The sequence below is a fragment of the Sphingomonas sp. GW821-FHT02B09 genome (assembly GCF_059421875.1).
Genome location: NZ_JBWKVV010000001.1, coordinates 523,807 through 540,004, shown reverse-complemented (window position 1 = coordinate 540,004; position 16,198 = coordinate 523,807). Strand labels below are relative to the sequence as shown.

Sequence of the window (16,198 nt, the reverse complement as noted above, 5' to 3'; positions counted from 1 at the left end):
CGCGCCGGCGGGAGGGCTCATGGGTATCACGATTGCTGCATTCGCACTGGTCCTGGTGCTGTTCTATCTGTTCACCAGCATCAAGATCGTCCGGCAGGGCTATCAATATACGATCGAGCATTTCGGCCGCTACACCGCCACCGCAAGCCCGGGCTTCAACTTCTACCCCGCCTTCTTCTACCGGGTGGGGCGCAAGGTGAACATGATGGAGCAGGTGATCGAGATTCCGGGTCAGGAGATCATCACCAAGGACAATGCGATCGTCTCGACCGACGGCGTGGTCTTCTTCCAGGTGCTCGACGCGCCGAAGGCGGCCTATGAGGTGTCGGACCTGTATGTCGCGTTGCTCCAGCTCACCACCACCAACCTGCGCACGGTGATGGGATCGATGGACCTCGACGAGACGCTGTCGAAACGCGACGAGATCAACGCGCGGCTGCTGTCGGTCGTCGACCATGCGACGGTGCCGTGGGGGGTCAAGATCACCCGCGTCGAGATCAAGGACATCCGCCCGCCCGCCGATATCGTCACCGCCATGGGCCGGCAGATGAAGGCGGAGCGCGAGAAGCGCGCCAACATCCTCGAAGCCGAGGGCACGCGGGCGTCAGAAATCCTGCGCGCCGAAGGGCAGAAGCAGGCGCGCATTCTCGAATCGGAAGGGCGCAAGGAATCCGCCTTCCGCGATTCGGAGGCGCGCGAGCGTGCCGCGGAAGCGGAGGCGAAGGCGACGCTGGTGGTGTCCGAGGCGATCGAGCGCGGCGGGACGCAGGCGATCAACTATTTCATCGCGCAGAAATACGTCGAGGCGATCGGCAAATTCGCGACCAGCCCCAATGCCAAGACGATCCTGTTCCCGGTCGAGGCGACGCAATTGATCGGGACGCTCGGCGGGATCGGCGAGCTGGCCAAGGATGCGCTCGGCAAGGCCCCTGCCCCGACCGCCGCCACCGGGGCGGCCAGGCCCGGGGCGAAGCGCGGGCCGTTCGAACTGCCGCCGGCGTGACGCTGGACACGATCGGCGGAGCGGGCGGCGCGTGGCTGATCGCGGCGCTGTTGCTGGGGATCGCCGAGCTGGTGATCCCCGGCGTCTTCGCGGTGTTCCTCGCGATCGCCGCGGCGGTGGTCGGCGTCGCGGTGCTGGTATTGCCCGGGCTGCCGGTGGCGGCGCAGATCGTCGCCTTCGCGTTGTGGAGCATCGTCACCGTCCTGATCGGCAAGCGCTGGTACGTGGATTTTCCGGTGCCAAGCAGCGATCCGCAGCTCAACGACCGCGTCGCGCGGCTGATCGGCACCACCGCGGTGGTGCAGGTGGCGATCGGTCCCGAGGGCGGCCGCGTCGTGGTCGGCGATGGATCGTGGCCGGCGCGCGGCGTGGTCGCGGAAGCGGGCGCACGGGTGCGGATCGTCGCGATCCGCGACGGGATCGCGATCGTCGAGCCGGCGGGCGGTTAATTCGCTGCGCACCACGCTTGCCGGGTGTAAGCGGCACGGCGATCTGCTATATGGAGCCTGTGACCCAGAGCATCCCCCACAGCTTCCCGATCGGCATCGATCCCGCCGACATCGATTTCATGGGGCACGTCAACAACGCGAGCTACCTGAAGTGGGTACAGGACGCCGTGGTCAGCCACTGGCAGAAGCTCGCGCCGGCGGAAGCGGTCACCGCGCATCTGTGGGTCGCGCTGAAGCATGAGATCACCTACCGCAAGCCGACCTTCCTCGGCGACGACGTGATCGCGACGGTGCTGCTCGAAAAGGTGCAGGGCGCGCGCGCCTTCTACGAGACGGTGATCCGGCGCGGCGAAGAGGTGCTCGCCGAGGTCAAATCGAGCTGGTGCTGCCTGGATGCGGAAACGTTGCGGCCGGCACGGCTGGCGCGTGAGATCGTCGAGCAATTCTTCCAGCGGGGCGATGGGCCGTTGCCGGCGACGGGGCCGGTCGAGCGCGGCTGACCGGGGTCGGGACAGCGTCGGTTACGCGACCCACGCCATCTGCGAATAGTCCCGCCAGAGCATCCGGGTATCGCATGTGCGGCCCTGGCTCGTGGCGAGTCGCGCGACCTCCCCTGCCAGTTCGGCGCGCGGCGTGACGTTGAAATGCGCGAGCCATGCCAGAAACGGCTTGCGCCATATCGCCGGCCAGCCCGACTGCGTGCCGAAGTCCACCACCACCAGCCGTCCCGTATCGCGCGTCACCGCCAAGCCCTGCGCGAGCGCCTCCCGCCATGGCGGGATCATCGACAGCGTGTAGCTGAACATCACGCGATCGAACCGCGCCAGCCCGAACAACATCTGCGGATCGAAACCGGCGGCATCGCCCTGCGCCAGCACGATCCGGTCCGACAGGCCGGCGGCGGCGACGTTGGCGCGTGCGGTGGCCAGCATCGCGGCGGAGATGTCGATGCCGTAGAGCCGGGCGGCGGGCCAGGCGCGGGCCGCGCGGATCAGATTGCGTCCCGTGCCGCAGCCGATCTCCAGCAGCGTACCGCCCGCATGCAGGTCGAGCCCGTCGATCAGCCGGTCCCGCCCGAACAGATAATATTTGCGGGTGAGATCGTAGATATGTCGCTGCCCGCCGTAGATGCGATCCATCCGGCCGGCATGGTCCCCCTCAACCATCGGCGAGTACGTAGAGATGGACGCCGCCATAGATCGCCGACCGGTCCTGCGCGGTGAACCGACGCGACGCCTCCGCCTGATAGCGCCAGCGCGCGACGATCGCGCCGGGAACGCGACCGGGGATGATGTCGGCCTCGCCGGCGGTGCGGAACAGGATGCGTGCACCGGGCCGCGCGGTGCGGGTGATCTGCGCCCATAGCTCGCCGAGCTGTTCGTCGGTCATCCAGTCCTGCGCGTCGAGCAGGATATAGCGGTCGCGCGATGCGGCGGGCAGGCCGGCGAGATGTTTGGTCATATTGGCGTGGCGGAGATCGACGCGGCCGACGCGGGCGACGATCGCGTCATAATGCTCCGCCTGTAGATAGGGCGGCAGCGGCGCGGCCGGTCCCTCGCCGTAACGTCGGCCGAACGCCTGCCAGGCGAAATAATTGTCGCGCAGGTCGAAGCCGCAGGCGAGCTTTTCCAGCCGCTGGCGCAGCACCGCCGCCATCCGCCCGTCGCCGGCGAGCGCCTCGAACTGCGCGGGCGGGATGCCGAGGCCGAACAGCGAGGCGGGCTGGTCGGTCAGCCATTTGACGAAGCCGCGGTCGAACACCGGCGCGAAATCGCGTTCGAAGATGGCGCGCTGCTCCTCGATCGTCTCGGCTTCGAGCAGCAGCCGCGGATCGACGCCGTTGAGCCTGGCGAGCAGATGCGCCGCACCGATGAAGCGGCCGAGCAGCCCGCGCTTGTGGACGCCGCTGGCGAAACCGGCGATCCGGCGCCGGCCGCTGAGATCGCGCCCTTCCCAATAGCGACGCGTCGGCTCGTCGATATGCGGGCGCACATGCCGTTCGTACGCCGCGAGATTGTCGCGGCTGGCGGCGTGCCCGAAGAAGCGGTGGAAGCTCGCATGATCGGGCAGATGGCGCGCCGCGGCGAGCTTGAGCGTGCCGAGCGCGATATGCGCGGTGTTGAGGTCGACCGCGTCGATCGCCTTGGGGTCGGCGGTCAGATAGGACAGCATGTTGCAGCCGCCCGAGGCGATGGTGACGACATGGCTGTCGGGCGTGATCGCCAGCGCCGCCATGTCGACCACCGGATCTTCCCAGATCTGTGCATAGACGAGGCCGCGGAACGCCCAGGTGAAGGCGCGTTCGAGCAGGCCCTGTCTGGAAAGATGGCCGTGCCGCTGCATCGCGGCTGCCACTGCCTTTTGCGTTCCGCTCATCGTCCGCCCCTGATTGTCCTGGGGCGGGCCCATGCGCCGCCAATGTGACGGCGCATGGTCGGTTGCGCGATGCTATCGTGACAGCATCACGCCGCTTCGGTCACCTGCGGTGCCGATCGGCGCACGCCGGCATCGACATGGTCGTCGAATTGCGCGAAATTCTCGACGAACAGGTCGACGAGCTTCGCGGCGGTGGCGTCATAGGCGGCGGTATCCGCCCAGGTGCTGCGCGGGTCGAGGATCGCCCCGTCGACGCCCGGCACCGCGACCGGCACCTGGAAGCCGAAATTGGGATCGGTGCGGAACTCGCCGTGCTTGAGGCTGCCGTCGAGCGCGGCGTTGAGCAGCGCGCGCGTCGCCTTGATCGGCATACGATGACCGACGCCATATTTGCCGCCGGTCCAGCCGGTGTTGACCAGCCAGCAATCCACCCCGCCCTCGGCGATCCGCTCCTTGAGCAGATTGCCGTAGACCGAGGGATGCCGCGGCATGAACGGCGCGCCGAAACACGTCGAGAAGGTGGCGTCGGGTTCGGTGACGCCGATCTCGGTGCCGGCGACGCGCGCGGTATAACCCGACAGGAAATGGTACATCGCCTGATCGGGGGTCAGCTTGGCGATCGGCGGCAGCACGCCATAGGCGTCCGCGGTCAGCATCACGATGTTCTTGGGCACCCCGCCCATATTGTCGCGCGAGGCATTGGGGATGAAGTCGATCGGATAGGCGCCGCGGCTGTTCTCGGCGAGGCTGTTGTCGTCGAGGTCGAGTTGGCGGGTGACCGGGTCCATCACGACATTCTCGAGCACCGTGCCGAAGCGCTTGGTGGTCGCGAAAATCTCCGGTTCGGCGTCGGGCGACAGGCGGATCATCTTGGCGTAGCAGCCGCCCTCGAAATTGAACACCGCCGTGTCGGACCAGCCGTGCTCGTCGTCGCCGATCAGCGTGCGGCTGGCATCGGCGCTGAGCGTCGTCTTGCCGGTGCCCGACAGGCCGAAGAACACCGCGGTCGAGCCGTCCGCGCCCATGTTGGCCGAGCAATGCATCGGCATCACGCCGCTCTTCGGCAGCAGATAGTTGAGCAGGCCGAACACCGACTTCTTCATCTCGCCGGCGTAGCGGGTGCCGCCGATCAGGATCAGCTTCTCGGTGAAATTGACCGCGATCACCGTCTCGCTGCGCGTGCCGTGGCGGGCGGGATCGGCGCGGAAGCTCGGCAGGTCGATGATCGTATATTCGGGGACGAAGCCCTGCAGCTCATGCTCCTCCGGCCTGACCAGCATCGTGCGGATGAAGAGGTTGTGCCAGGCAAGCTCGTTGACGACGCGGACGCGGACCCGGTTCTCGGGCTGCGAACCGCCGTAGAGATCTTGGACGAACAGATGCTCCTTGTCGCGCAGCGCGGCGAGGAAATCGGCCTTGAGCGCGGCGAAATGCGCCGGGTCCATGCCCTTGTTGGACTTGCCCCACCAGACGCTGTCCTCGGTCTCGGCGTCGCGGACGATGAACTTGTCCTGCGCCGAGCGGCCGGTGTGCGCGCCGGTTTCGACCACCAAGGGCCCGTCGGCGCTGAGCTTGCCCTCGCCGCGGGCGACCGCGGCCTCGACCAGCCGCGCGGTGACCAGGTTCCAGTGGAGATCGGCTCTCGTTTCGATAGACTGGCTCGCGAGACCTGCGTGCGGAATGCGCTCGTTCACGTACATCCTCCCAATGCGTTCGGCCCGGCGCGCGCATCCTGGGGAGGGTCTGCACGCACGCCGGTGATCGGCCTGCGCATAAGCCAGCCGCGACGTAGCGTCAAATCGCCGCGCGACGGACGGTGGGTCGTTACGGGACGGAATGATGGCCTTTCCGGCGTTTGTGGGCCACTACACAGGGGAGACTATCGCCCGGTTGAGCCTCGCGCCGCTTTGCCCTACCGCAGGCCGATGATGCCGAGGGTCCCCCACGTATGACGGCGACGATCGCGCTGGTCGACGACGACCGCAATATCCTGACCTCGGTCTCGATCGCCCTGCAGACCGAGGGGTTCCTGACCCGCGTCTATTCGGACGGCGAGACCGCGCTCAAGGCGCTCACCGACAATCCGCCCGATCTCGCCATCTTCGACATCAAGATGCCGCGGATGGACGGACTCGAGCTGCTGCGTCGGCTGCGCGAGAAGAGCCAGATCCCGGTGATCTTCCTGACCAGCAAGGACGACGAGCTCGACGAGGCGCTCGGCCTGGCCATGGGTGCGGACGATTATATCGCCAAGCCGTTCAGCCAGCGGCTGCTGATCGCCCGCATCCGCGCGATCCTGCGCCGGACCGAGGTCGCCGCCACCACGGCGGAGGATCCGGCAGCGACCGGCAGCGAACCGCTGGTGCGCGGGCGGCTGTCGATGGACCCGGCGCGGCATCGCACCACCTGGGGCGGCGAGCCGGTGACGCTGACCGTCACCGAATTCCTGATCCTCGAAACGCTCGCGCAGCGGCCGGGCATCGTCAAGACGCGCAACCAGCTGATGGACGCCGCCTATCAGGACGACATCTACGTCGACGACCGCACCATCGACAGCCATATCAAGCGCCTGCGCCGCAAGTTCCGCGGCGTCGATCCCACCTTCGACGCGATCGAGACCCTGTATGGCGCCGGATACCGATTCTCCGACGAGTGAGCCGCGACCGGAGGGCGGCGATCTCGCGCTGCGCTGGTCGGGGCAGATCTCGCTTACCCGCCGCATCCTCGCGGTCAACATCATCGCGCTGCTGCTGCTCGCCGGCGGCTTCTTCTACCTCGATTCGTATCGCAGCCGGATCGTCGACAGCCGCGTCGCGCAGGCGGCGCGCGAGGCGCGGCTGATCGGCGAGGCACTGGCGATGGTCGCCCCCGACCAGCGCGACGACCTGCTGCTGCGGCTGGCCCGTGACACCAGCGCGCGGCTCAGGGTGTTCGACGCGACGGGGCGGACGATCGTCGACAGCCGCGCGCTGGGATCGCGCAACGCGGTGCTGCTCGATCCCGACAAACAGGCCTGGGACCAGGTGGTGGCGCGCTGGCTCGACGCCGGGATCGACATCATCGTCGGCGCGGCGCGCGCGCCGCTCTACCGCGAGCGGAGCGACGGGCGGCAATGGCCCGACGTGCGGCGCGCGCGTACCGGGCTGAGTTCGGCGAGCGTATGGCGGGCGCCCGACCGGACGCCGGTGATCACCGCCGCGGCGCCTTTGCCGAGCGGCGGGGTGGTGATGACGACGATCAACGCGCGCGACATCACCCAGACGGTGCGGATCGAGCGCTTCCGATTGAGCCTCGTACTGCTGCTGGTGACGATCGTCTCGGTCGCGCTGTCGCTGTTCCTCGCGCGGACGATCGTGCGGCCGCTGCGCCGGCTGGCGCGGGCGGCGGTGCGGGTGCGCCTCGGCCGGGCGCGCGAGGTCGTCGTCCCCCGTTTGCCCTCGCGGCGCGACGAGATCGGCAGTCTGGCGCGCGCGCTCTCCGACATGAGCCTCGCGTTGCGGGCGCGGATCGATGCGACCGAGGCGTTCGCCGCCGACGTGACGCACGAGATGAAGAACCCGCTCGCCTCGCTGCGGTCGGCGGTCGAGGGGCTCGACGCGGTCAGGGACCCCGACTTGCGCGCGCGGCTGCTGTCGATCGTCCGCGACGACGTCCATCGGCTCGACCGGCTGATCACCGACATCTCCGAGGCGTCGCGGCTCGATGCGCAGCTCAGCCGCGCCAAGTTCGAGGCGATCGATATCGCGGCGATGATCCGCGCATTGGTCGACCAGCGGCTCGCCCGCGAGGTGGAGCGCGGCGTGCGGCTGCGCTTCGATCATGCCGGGGCGCCGCTGGTGACGCTCGGCGAGGGCGCGCGGCTCGAACGCGTGTTCGACAATCTGATCGACAACGCCCTCTCCTTCTCGCCCGACGGTGCGCTGATCGCGATCGCGGTGGCGCGCGAGGGCGACGATCTCGTCGTCCGCGTCGAGGACGAGGGGCCGGGCGTGCCCGAGGAAGCGCGCGAGGCGATCTTCCGCCGGTTCCAGTCGATCCGCCCCGAATCGGAAGCGTTCGGCCAGCATTCCGGCCTCGGCCTCGCGATCGCGCGGACGATCGTCGAGGCGCATCAGGGCAGCATCGCGGTCGAATCGCGCGAGGACCGGTTGGGCGGTGCGCGCTTCGTCGTCCGCCTGCCGCTCGTTGCCGAATGATCGCGCGCGAACGCCGCCACGCGACCTGCGTCGCGATCCACGGCCGCGCGGTGCTGCTCGAAGGGCCGCCGGGGGCAGGCAAGTCCGACCTCGCATTGCGGCTGATCGATCGGGGCGCGATACTGGTCAGCGACGACCAGACATTGCTGGTGCGCGACGGTGCGACGCTGCTGGCCAGCGCGCCGGCGACGATCCGCGGCCAGATCGAGGTGCGCGGGATCGGCATCGTCCGCATGGCCTCGGTCGACGACGTGCCGGTCGCGCTGATCGTCCGGCTCGACGGCGCGCCCGTCCGCATGCCAGAGCGGCAGCGGCGCCGGCTGGCGGGACTCGACGTGCGCGAGATCGGGCTCGACGCGTTTCACGCCGCGACGCCGCTCAAGATCGAATGGGCATTGCGTCAGCCCGAGGCGACACCGGAATGAGGTTCCTGCTATGACCAAGGACATATTGCTCGTCACCGGCCTGTCCGGCGCGGGCAAGTCGACGGTGCTCAAGACGCTCGAGGATCTCGGCTGGGAGGTGGTCGACAATCTGCCGCTGGTGCTGCTCGACCGGCTGCTCGACGCGCCGCTCGCCGCGGGGGCGGCGGACGACAGCCAGCCGCTGGCGATCGGCATCGGCGCGCGCACCCGCGATTTCGACCCGACGCGGATCGTCGAGCGCATCCGCTCGCTGCGCGACGATCATGGCCTCGATATCGGCATGCTGTTCCTCGACTGTTCGGGCGCCGAGCTGGAGCGGCGCTATTCGGAGACGCGGCGGCGCCACCCGCTCGCCCCCGACCGGCCGGCGGGCGACGGCATCGCCCGCGAGCGCGAATTGCTGCGCCCGCTGCGCGACTGGGCCAACCGGTTGATCGACACCACCGATCTCACCGCCAATGCGCTGGCGCAGCAGGTGCGCACGACCTTCGCCGGCCACGGGCGCGACGCGCCGGTGCTGTCGATCCAGTCGTTCGGCTTCGCGCGCGGGCTGCCGCGCAACGCCGACCTCGTCTTCGACATGCGGTTCCTGCGCAATCCGCATTGGGACCCGGTGCTGCGACCCGGCACCGGCCTCGATGCCGACGTCGCCGCTTATGTCGCGGCGGACCCCGCCTATCCGGCGGCGATGGAACAGATCGGCGGCCTGCTCGAATTGCTGCTGCCGCGCTATCGCGCCGAGGGCAAATCCTATGTCAGCGTCGCGATCGGCTGTACCGGAGGGAGACACAGATCGGTCCATGTCACCGAGCGTCTCGCTGACCGGTTGCGCAAAGCGGGTTTTTCGCCCACCATTACGCATCGCGACCTCGGGGCCGCACCGCAGGACTCGCTCGAGGGGCCGCCGGCCAGCAAATGAGTAACGTATCTGAGATGATTGGCCTCGTTCTGGTGACGCACGGGCGGCTTGCGGAAGAATTCGTGACCGCGATGATCCATGTCGTCGGCCCGCAGGATCGCATCGCGACGATCTCGATCGGTCCCGACGACGATATGGAGGAGCGGCGCGCCGATATCGCCACCGCGATCGGCGCGGTCGATTCGGGGCGCGGCGTGATCGTGCTGACCGACCTGTTCGGCGGCACGCCGTCCAATCTCGCCATCTCGCTGATGGAGCGCGGCCGGGTCGAGGTGATCGCGGGGATGAACCTGCCGATGCTGATCCGGCTCGGCTCGGCGCGCAAGTCGATGAAGGTCGTCGAGGCGGTCGCTGCGGCGCGCGAGGCGGGGCGCAAATATATCTCGGTCGCCTCCGAAGTGCTCGGCGAGGCGGCGGCGTGAGCGACGAGATCGCCCGCACCGTCCTCATCAACAACAAGCGCGGGCTCCACGCGCGGGCGAGCGCCAAGTTCGTCACGCTCGCCTCGACCCAGCCGGTCGAGGTCAGGGTGCGCAAGGACGACGGCGCGGTGACCGGCACGTCGATCATGGGGCTGATGATGCTCGGCGCCGCCAAGGGCGATTCGATCACGATCAGCGCGAGCGGCGACGGCGCCGAGGCGGCGGTCGGCGCGCTGTGCGAGCTGGTCGAGGCGAAGTTCGGCGAAGATTGACGGCGGTGGCGCCGCGGCAAAGCCGCGTCGTCGGACGCGGCCGATGCCGCGCCGGCCGGGCGCGTCGTTTTCGCCTTGCGCCAGCCTTCGGCTAGCGCGAAGGCCGACGCGCCATGCCCCGTGAAATCACCGCCTTTTCCAACCCGCTCGTCAAATATGCCCGCGAGCTGCGCGACAAGCGCCATCGCCGCGGCGCGCGCCAGTTCATGGCCGAGGGGCTGCGTATCCTTACCGAGGCGCGCGAGACCGGGCGGCTGCCGCGCATCCTGTTCTATGCCGCGGGGAATGCCGATCATCCGCTGGTCCATGCGCTGTCGATCGACGTCGAGATGGCGGGCGGCGAGTCGATCCAGACGACGCCCGACATCCTGTCCAAATTGTCGGGCAAGGACAATCCGCAGGCGGTGGTCGGCGTGTTCGACGAGTTCGACCGGACGCTCGCCGATCTCGATCGAACCACGGCCAAGATCTGGCTGGTCGCCGAGCGGCTGCGCGATCCCGGCAATCTCGGCACGATCCTGCGCACCGCCGATGCGGTCGGCGCCGGCGGGCTGATCCTCATCGGCGAATGCGTCGATCCCTTTTCGGTCGAGGCGGTACGCGCCAGTATGGGGGCGCTGTTCACCATTCCCGTCGTGCGAAGCGAGTGGGCGCCGTTCCTTGGCTGGCTGCGCGAGGGGCCGGGGCAACTCGTCGGGCTGAGCCTCGACACCGAGCATGATTATCGCGCGGCGCGCTACGCGGCACCGACCTTCCTGCTGACCGGCAACGAGGCGCAGGGGATGCCGGCCGACTATGCCGCGGCGTGCGACCTGCTGGTCAAGATCCCGATGCTGGGCAAGGCGGACAGCCTCAATGCCGCGGTGGCGACGGCGGTGATGGCCTATGAGGTGCTGGCGCAGCTCGGCTAGGGCTCATCCTCGCGTCTTGCCGGGCAGCGAACATGGACGAGTTGGACGCCTTAATCGAAACGATCGAGAGCCCTATCATTCCGATATCTGCGACGATCAAAAAGAGCCATTCGGGTACCACCACGGTCCCCTGTAGGACAGCAGCGCCGGGTTCGGCCGCCGCATCAACGCCTTGCCGATCGGCCTAGCCTCCGACCATGCCGCTGACCCGAATCGCGCCGCCGCGGTCGATAATGCGGCCGGACACCATGCCGCTGATCCGCGCCCGGGCGCCGGCCTCGACATAGACGTCTCCCGCGACCATGCCGCTGATCCGGACATCGCAGCCAGAGCGAACGATCACGTCGCCCGCCACCATGCCGGACAGCCTGCCCTCGTGATCCATGATGACGTCGCCATGATGCATGCCCTTCATCGCCCGCTCCTCTATTCCGCCGCATCCGGCAGGCGCAGCGCTTCCTCGCCGTAGCGCGCCAGGGCCTCGACGGGTTCCGCGACGCCGATCTCACGCGCACCGGGCTCGATATTGAGATCGCGGAACTTGCGCGCCGACACCAATGCGCGGCTTTCGAAGCTCGAGACGAAATTGTTGTAATTGTTGACCGCGGTGGTGAGGCCCCCGCCGACCTTGCGGAGATCCTCGCCGGCCTTTGCGAGCCGGTCGTAGAGTTCCTTGCCGAGCGCGCCGATGGCACGGGCTTCGGTCGCAAGTTTCTCCTGCCGCCAGACCGCCGCCACCGTGCGCGCGATCGCGATCAGGTTGGTCGGCGTGGCGAGCAGCACCCTTTTGTCGAACGCATAGTCCCACAGACCGGCATCATGCTCCAGCGCGGCGGACAGGAAATGCTCGCCGGGAACGAACATCACGACATATTCGGGCGTATCGTCGAACTGCGACCAATAGGCCTTTGCCGACAGGCCGTTGATATGCGCGCGCATCGAGGCGGCATGCGCGGTGAGTCCGATATGGCGCTCGCTCTCGTCGACCGCGCCGAAAGCGTCCTGATAGGCGTTGAGCGAGACCTTGGCGTCGATGATCAGCGACTTGCCGCCGGGGACGCGGACGATCGCATCGGGGCGCAGGCGGCCCCCTTCCCCGTCGGCGACGCTGACCTCCATCGCGAAATCGGTATGTTCGGCGAGGCCGCAGGTTTCGAGCACGTTGCGGAGCTGCTGCTCGCCCCAGCGACCGCGCGCCTTGGGGGCGTTGCGCAGCGCGTTGACCAATTTGGCCGCCTCACCCGAGACGCGTTCCTGACCGAGCCGCATCTGTTCGATCTGGCCCTTGAGATCGCCGAAGGCGTCGCGCCGCTCGGCCTCGACCTTGGCGACGCCCTCCTCGTAACGGGCAAGGCGGTCGTTGACCGGCTGGAGCAAGGATTTGAGGTTGGTGCCGGCGAGTTCCTCCGACTGGCGGAAGCGCGCTTCGGCGCGGTCGAGGAACGCCTTCTGCGCGTCGGTCAGCGCCTTGTTGGCGAGGTCGTTGAACTGCGCCGCCATCTGCTCCTTGGCGTCGCGCATGTCGAGCAGGCGCGCTTCGAACGCCTCGACCTGCGCGCCGGTGCTGGCGAGCGCGGTGCGGGCGGCGTCGCGATCGGCGCGGATCGTCGCGAGTTCGTCGCGCAGCGCGTCGAGGGTAGCCGCGCGGTCCTCCGACTGGGCGCGCAGCGCGGCGAGGTCGCGCATCGCCTCGTTGCGCTCGCGCTCGACGGCGTCGCGGGCGCGGGCGACCAATTCGGCGTCGGCGGCCTTGCTCTGCGCCACGGCGAGATCGGCCGCGAGGCTGCCGGCCTTGCGGTTGGCGAGCAGCGCGCCGACGAGCAGGCCAGCGGCCAGCGCGAGGATGGCGATGATGACGATCGTCAGGTCCACGTTCATTCCCTTTGGCGGCCGGCAAACCGCGCCGGCAGTCTTGTCGTGGCGAGGAACATAGATCGAACGTCGGGGGGAGGACAGTCCCTAAATACGGCAGACGGGATGCGAGAGGCTACCAAGGCGCGGCCCCTTCCTTCAGGGAGGGGGACTTGGCAAATGCCTTAGCGGCGCATCTTCGCCAGCTTCTTCATGACCATGTCGCGCTTCAGGCGGCTGATATGGTCGATGAAGAGCACGCCGTTGAGATGATCGACCTCATGCTGCATGCAGGTCGAGAGCAGGCCGGTGAGCTCTTCCTCGTGGCGCTCGCCCTGTTCGTCGAGCCAGCGGACGCGGCAGCTCGCCGGGCGGGCGACGTCGGCATATTGTTCGGGGATCGACAGGCAGCCTTCGTTGTAGCTGCTCGTCTCTTCGCTGACCGAGAGGATTTCGGGGTTGATATAGGCGTGGGGCGCCTTGATCGGCTTGTCTTCCTCGTCCTTCTCGTCCTGCAGGTCGATGACGAGGATGCGGCTGTCGATACCGACCTGAATTGCGGCGAGGCCGATGCCGTTGGCGTCATACATCGTGTCGATCATGTCCCGGACGAAGGCGCGCGTCTCGTCGGTGACCTGCTCGACGGGCTTGGAGATCAGGCGCAGGCGCGGATCGGGGACTTCGACGATGGGGAGGACTGCCATGCCCGGTCAGCTAGGTGGCGAGGGGTTTGGCGTCAAGTTCGAGCGTAATCGTCCCCCGGCACGGGGAGGAATTCAGACCGGACGCCGCGCGCGCAGCGCCTGCGCGAGCGTGCCTTCGTCGAGATAATCCAGTTCGCCGCCGACCGGCAGGCCGTGCGCGAGCTGGGTCACGCGTACCGGGAAGCGTTCGATGCGGTCGGCGAGGTAATGCGCGGTGGTCTGGCCCTCCAGCGTCGCGTTCATCGCGAGGACGACCTCGTCGATGCCGCCCGCCTCGATGCGCGTGACCAGCGCGTCGATCGCGAGATCCTCCGGGCGGATGCCTTCGAGCGCCGACAGCCGGCCGCCGAGGACGTGGAAGCGACCGGGGAACAGCCGCGAGCGCTCGAGCGCCCACAGGTCCGCCACTTCCTCCACCACGCAGAGCGAGCGCTGGTCGCGGCGCGAGTCGGCGCAGATCGCGCAGGGGTTGGCGGTGTCGACGTTGCCGCAGGTGGCACAGGTCTCGAGCCGTTCGTCGACCGCCTCGAGCGCGGCACGCAGCGGACCGAGCGCCGCCTCGCGCTTCTTGAGCAGATGCAGCACCGCGCGGCGCGCCGAACGCGGGCCAAGGCCGGGGAGGCGCGCGAGCGCCTGGGTCAGGGCTTCGATTTCGGGAGAGGCCATGACGGAACAGATAGGGGGTTGCGCCGCCGCCCGCCAGCGCGTTGAAGGCAGGCCATGCGGATCATCTTCATGGGAACCCCCGACTTCGCCGTACCGACGCTGGAGGCGCTGGTCGCGGCCGGGCATGACGTCGTCGCGGCCTATAGCCAGCCGCCACGCCCCGGCGGGCGGCGCGGGCGCGAGACGGTCGCCTCGCCGGTGCACCAGCGCGCCGAGGCGCTCGGGATTGCGGTGCGGCATCCGGTCAGCCTGAAGGGCGCGGAGGAGCAGGCGGCGTTCGCGGCGCTGGACGCGGATGTCGCGGTGGTGGCGGCGTACGGGCTGATCCTGCCGAAGCCGGTGCTGGCGGCGCCGCGGTTGGGGTGTCTCAACGTGCATGGCTCGCTGCTGCCGCGCTGGCGCGGGGCGGCGCCGGTGCAGCGCGCGATCCTCGCCGGCGATGCCGAGACCGGGGTCGGCATCATGCAGATGGAGGCGGGGCTCGATACCGGGCCGGTGCGGCTGGAAGGGCGCGTGGCGGTCGATCGCAAGACCGCGGGCGAGCTGACCGCCGAGCTGGCGGCATTGGGCGCGCGGCTGATGGTCGCGGTGCTCGGCGATCTGGACGCGCATCCGCCGGTGGCGCAGCCCGAGGCGGGCGTCACTTATGCCAGCAAGATCGACAAGGCGGAGGCGCGGATCGACTTCACGCGCAGCGCGGTCGAGGTCGAGCGGCTGGTGCGCGCGATGCACCCGGCGCCGGGGGCGTGGTTCGAGATCGCGGGCGAGCGGGTCAAGGTGCTCGCCGCGGACGTGCTGCCGTTCAGCTTCCCTGGCGGCGAGGGGACGACGGTGGACGATGCGCTGACGATCGCCTGCGGCGACGGCGCGATCCGGCCGACGCTGGTGCAGCGCGCCGGGCGCGGCGTGACCAGCACCGCCGAGTTGCTGCGCGGCTTTCCGGTGCGATCGGGTATGCAGCTTTGACGCGGTTCGCGCTGACGGTGGAATATGACGGCCGGCCGTTCATGGGCTGGCAGCGGCAGAAGCACGGACCGAGCGTGCAGCAAGCACTTGAGGAGGCGGTGTTCGCGGTGACCGGCGAGCGGACCGCAGTGCATGCGGCGGGGCGGACCGATGCCGGGGTGCACGGGCTGGGGATGCGCGCGCATGTCGACATCGCCAAGGATTTCGCGCCGTTCCGGTTGATGGAGGCGCTCAATGCGCGGGTGCGGCCGGCGCCGGTGGCGGTGCTCGATTGCGTCGTGGTGGCGGACGACTGGCATGCGCGGTTTTCGTGTCTGGGGCGGGCGTATGACTATCGCATCGTCAACCGGCGCAGCCCGCTGACCTGGGAGGCGGGGCTGGCGTGGCAGGTGCCGCAGCTGCTCGATGCCGACGCGATGGCGGCGGCCGCGGCGGTGCTGGTCGGGCGGCACGACTTCACCACATTCCGCTCGGCGCATTGTCAGGCAGACAGCCCGGTGCGGACGCTCGATCGGCTGTCGGTGACGCGGGCGGGTGAACGGATCTCGATACGCGCGGCGGCGCGGTCGTTCCTTCACCATCAGGTGCGCTCGATGGTCGGGTGTCTGGCGCTGGTCGGTATGGGGCGCTGGTCGGTGGACGACGTGCGGGTTGCTTTGGAGGCGCGGGACCGGGCGCGTCTGGGGCTCAACGCGCCGCCGGACGGGCTATTCTTCGTGTCAGCGGTATATTGAGTTCACGCGGAGGCGCGGAGGCGCGGAGATCCCGCCCTTGGCGCAAGTTGCGCGATCGGGAGACGTTGGCGTTTGTGGCTGCCGCGAGCGGGAGCTGGCGACGATCGTTGATCTGGCCGCGGGCGCAACATCTCCGCGCCTCCGCGCCTCCGCGTGAACCATTCTTCTTTTCAGGCCGATGATGGTTTCGCGCGAAGACGCGAAGACGCGAAGGTGTTGCGATCGGGATAGCTGGGGCGCGTTCCCCATGCGGCGCATTGTCTTCCGGTCGCTTCGGTCGCCCCTTGGCGGAACCTCTTTGCGT

General features: G+C 68.7%; 19 protein-coding genes. 12 read left to right on the top strand and 7 right to left on the bottom strand.

What is annotated here, in order from left to right; all coding sequences use genetic code 11:
* Positions 1-19: 19 nt before the first annotated feature.
* The 3 genes from AC07U4_RS02415 to AC07U4_RS02405 are packed head-to-tail and all read left to right on the top strand — an operon-like array spanning position 20 to position 1,952.
* Positions 20-1,003, top strand: coding sequence for an SPFH domain-containing protein (locus tag AC07U4_RS02415; RefSeq protein WP_038659294.1), 984 nt, complete (start codon positions 20-22; stop codon positions 1,001-1,003).
* On the top strand, positions 1,000-1,452 hold the full coding sequence (locus AC07U4_RS02410; protein WP_038659292.1) for an NfeD family protein: 453 nt from the start codon (positions 1,000-1,002) through the stop codon (positions 1,450-1,452). Before AC07U4_RS02415 ends, AC07U4_RS02410 begins: the two co-directional genes overlap by 4 nt.
* 59 nt (positions 1,453-1,511) lie before the next feature.
* Positions 1,512-1,952 carry an acyl-CoA thioesterase gene (locus AC07U4_RS02405; protein WP_038666315.1) on the top strand — a complete coding sequence of 147 codons (441 nt, stop codon included), beginning with the start codon at positions 1,512-1,514 and terminating at the stop codon, positions 1,950-1,952.
* A gap of 21 nt (positions 1,953-1,973) precedes the next feature.
* Here the strand turns inward: AC07U4_RS02405 and AC07U4_RS02400 are convergent, their stop codons facing one another.
* The 3 genes from AC07U4_RS02400 to AC07U4_RS02390 form a co-directional block, all read right to left on the bottom strand.
* A complete protein-coding gene (locus AC07U4_RS02400; RefSeq protein ID WP_495194314.1) occupies positions 1,974-2,618 on the bottom strand; it encodes a class I SAM-dependent methyltransferase in 645 nt (214 codons plus the stop codon).
* Positions 2,611-3,828, bottom strand: a complete 1,218-nt coding sequence (locus tag AC07U4_RS02395; RefSeq protein WP_495194313.1) for a BtaA family protein — start codon at positions 3,826-3,828, stop codon at positions 2,611-2,613. The genes AC07U4_RS02400 and AC07U4_RS02395 overlap by 8 nt, the downstream gene beginning before the upstream one ends.
* Positions 3,829-3,914: 86 nt before the next feature.
* Positions 3,915-5,528, bottom strand: coding sequence for a phosphoenolpyruvate carboxykinase (locus AC07U4_RS02390; RefSeq protein WP_495194312.1), 1,614 nt, complete (start codon positions 5,526-5,528; stop codon positions 3,915-3,917).
* Positions 5,529-5,776: 248 nt separating this feature from the next.
* Between AC07U4_RS02390 and AC07U4_RS02385 the strand changes: the two genes are divergently transcribed.
* From AC07U4_RS02385 to AC07U4_RS02355, 7 genes are all read left to right on the top strand, one after another.
* Positions 5,777-6,484 carry a response regulator transcription factor gene (locus AC07U4_RS02385; RefSeq protein ID WP_137897290.1) on the top strand — a complete coding sequence of 236 codons (708 nt, stop codon included), beginning with the start codon at positions 5,777-5,779 and terminating at the stop codon, positions 6,482-6,484.
* Positions 6,453-8,024 carry a sensor histidine kinase gene (locus AC07U4_RS02380; protein ID WP_495194311.1) on the top strand — a complete coding sequence of 524 codons (1,572 nt, stop codon included), beginning with the start codon at positions 6,453-6,455 and terminating at the stop codon, positions 8,022-8,024. The genes AC07U4_RS02385 and AC07U4_RS02380 overlap by 32 nt, the downstream gene beginning before the upstream one ends.
* Positions 8,021-8,449 (top strand): HPr kinase/phosphorylase, encoded by a 429-nt coding sequence (locus AC07U4_RS02375; protein WP_495180239.1) that lies wholly within the window; start codon positions 8,021-8,023, stop codon positions 8,447-8,449. The genes AC07U4_RS02380 and AC07U4_RS02375 overlap by 4 nt, the downstream gene beginning before the upstream one ends.
* 10 nt (positions 8,450-8,459) lie before the next feature.
* On the top strand, positions 8,460-9,368 hold the full coding sequence (gene rapZ, locus AC07U4_RS02370) for an RNase adapter RapZ (protein ID WP_038659278.1): 909 nt from the start codon (positions 8,460-8,462) through the stop codon (positions 9,366-9,368).
* Positions 9,369-9,382: 14 nt separating this feature from the next.
* A complete protein-coding gene (locus AC07U4_RS02365; protein ID WP_038659276.1) occupies positions 9,383-9,790 on the top strand; it encodes a PTS sugar transporter subunit IIA in 408 nt (135 codons plus the stop codon).
* On the top strand, positions 9,787-10,062 hold the full coding sequence (locus tag AC07U4_RS02360) for an HPr family phosphocarrier protein (protein WP_495194310.1): 276 nt from the start codon (positions 9,787-9,789) through the stop codon (positions 10,060-10,062). Before AC07U4_RS02365 ends, AC07U4_RS02360 begins: the two co-directional genes overlap by 4 nt.
* Before the next feature lie 113 nt (positions 10,063-10,175).
* A complete protein-coding gene (locus AC07U4_RS02355) occupies positions 10,176-10,973 on the top strand; it encodes a TrmH family RNA methyltransferase (protein WP_137897285.1) in 798 nt (265 codons plus the stop codon).
* A 184-nt stretch (positions 10,974-11,157) separates the two neighbouring features.
* On the opposite strand, the gene AC07U4_RS02350 is transcribed toward AC07U4_RS02355, so the two are convergent.
* From AC07U4_RS02350 to recR, 4 genes are all read right to left on the bottom strand, one after another.
* On the bottom strand, positions 11,158-11,388 hold the full coding sequence (locus tag AC07U4_RS02350) for a hypothetical protein (protein WP_495194309.1): 231 nt from the start codon (positions 11,386-11,388) through the stop codon (positions 11,158-11,160).
* An 11-nt stretch (positions 11,389-11,399) separates the two neighbouring features.
* Positions 11,400-12,851, bottom strand: a complete 1,452-nt coding sequence (locus AC07U4_RS02345; RefSeq protein ID WP_038659266.1) for a DNA recombination protein RmuC — start codon at positions 12,849-12,851, stop codon at positions 11,400-11,402.
* Between the two features lie 158 nt (positions 12,852-13,009).
* Positions 13,010-13,528: a peptide deformylase gene (def, locus tag AC07U4_RS02340; protein WP_495194308.1), complete on the bottom strand. Its 519-nt coding sequence runs from the start codon at positions 13,526-13,528 to the stop codon at positions 13,010-13,012.
* A gap of 72 nt (positions 13,529-13,600) precedes the next feature.
* Positions 13,601-14,194, bottom strand: a complete 594-nt coding sequence (gene recR, locus AC07U4_RS02335; RefSeq protein ID WP_495194307.1) for a recombination mediator RecR — start codon at positions 14,192-14,194, stop codon at positions 13,601-13,603.
* 54 nt (positions 14,195-14,248) lie between these two features.
* Here recR and fmt point away from each other — a divergent pair, with 54 nt between their 5' ends.
* On the top strand, positions 14,249-15,160 hold the full coding sequence (gene fmt, locus AC07U4_RS02330; protein ID WP_495194306.1) for a methionyl-tRNA formyltransferase: 912 nt from the start codon (positions 14,249-14,251) through the stop codon (positions 15,158-15,160).
* Positions 15,157-15,894: a tRNA pseudouridine(38-40) synthase TruA gene (gene truA, locus AC07U4_RS02325; RefSeq protein ID WP_495194305.1), complete on the top strand. Its 738-nt coding sequence runs from the start codon at positions 15,157-15,159 to the stop codon at positions 15,892-15,894. The genes fmt and truA overlap by 4 nt, the downstream gene beginning before the upstream one ends.
* Positions 15,895-16,198 lie beyond the last annotated feature (304 nt).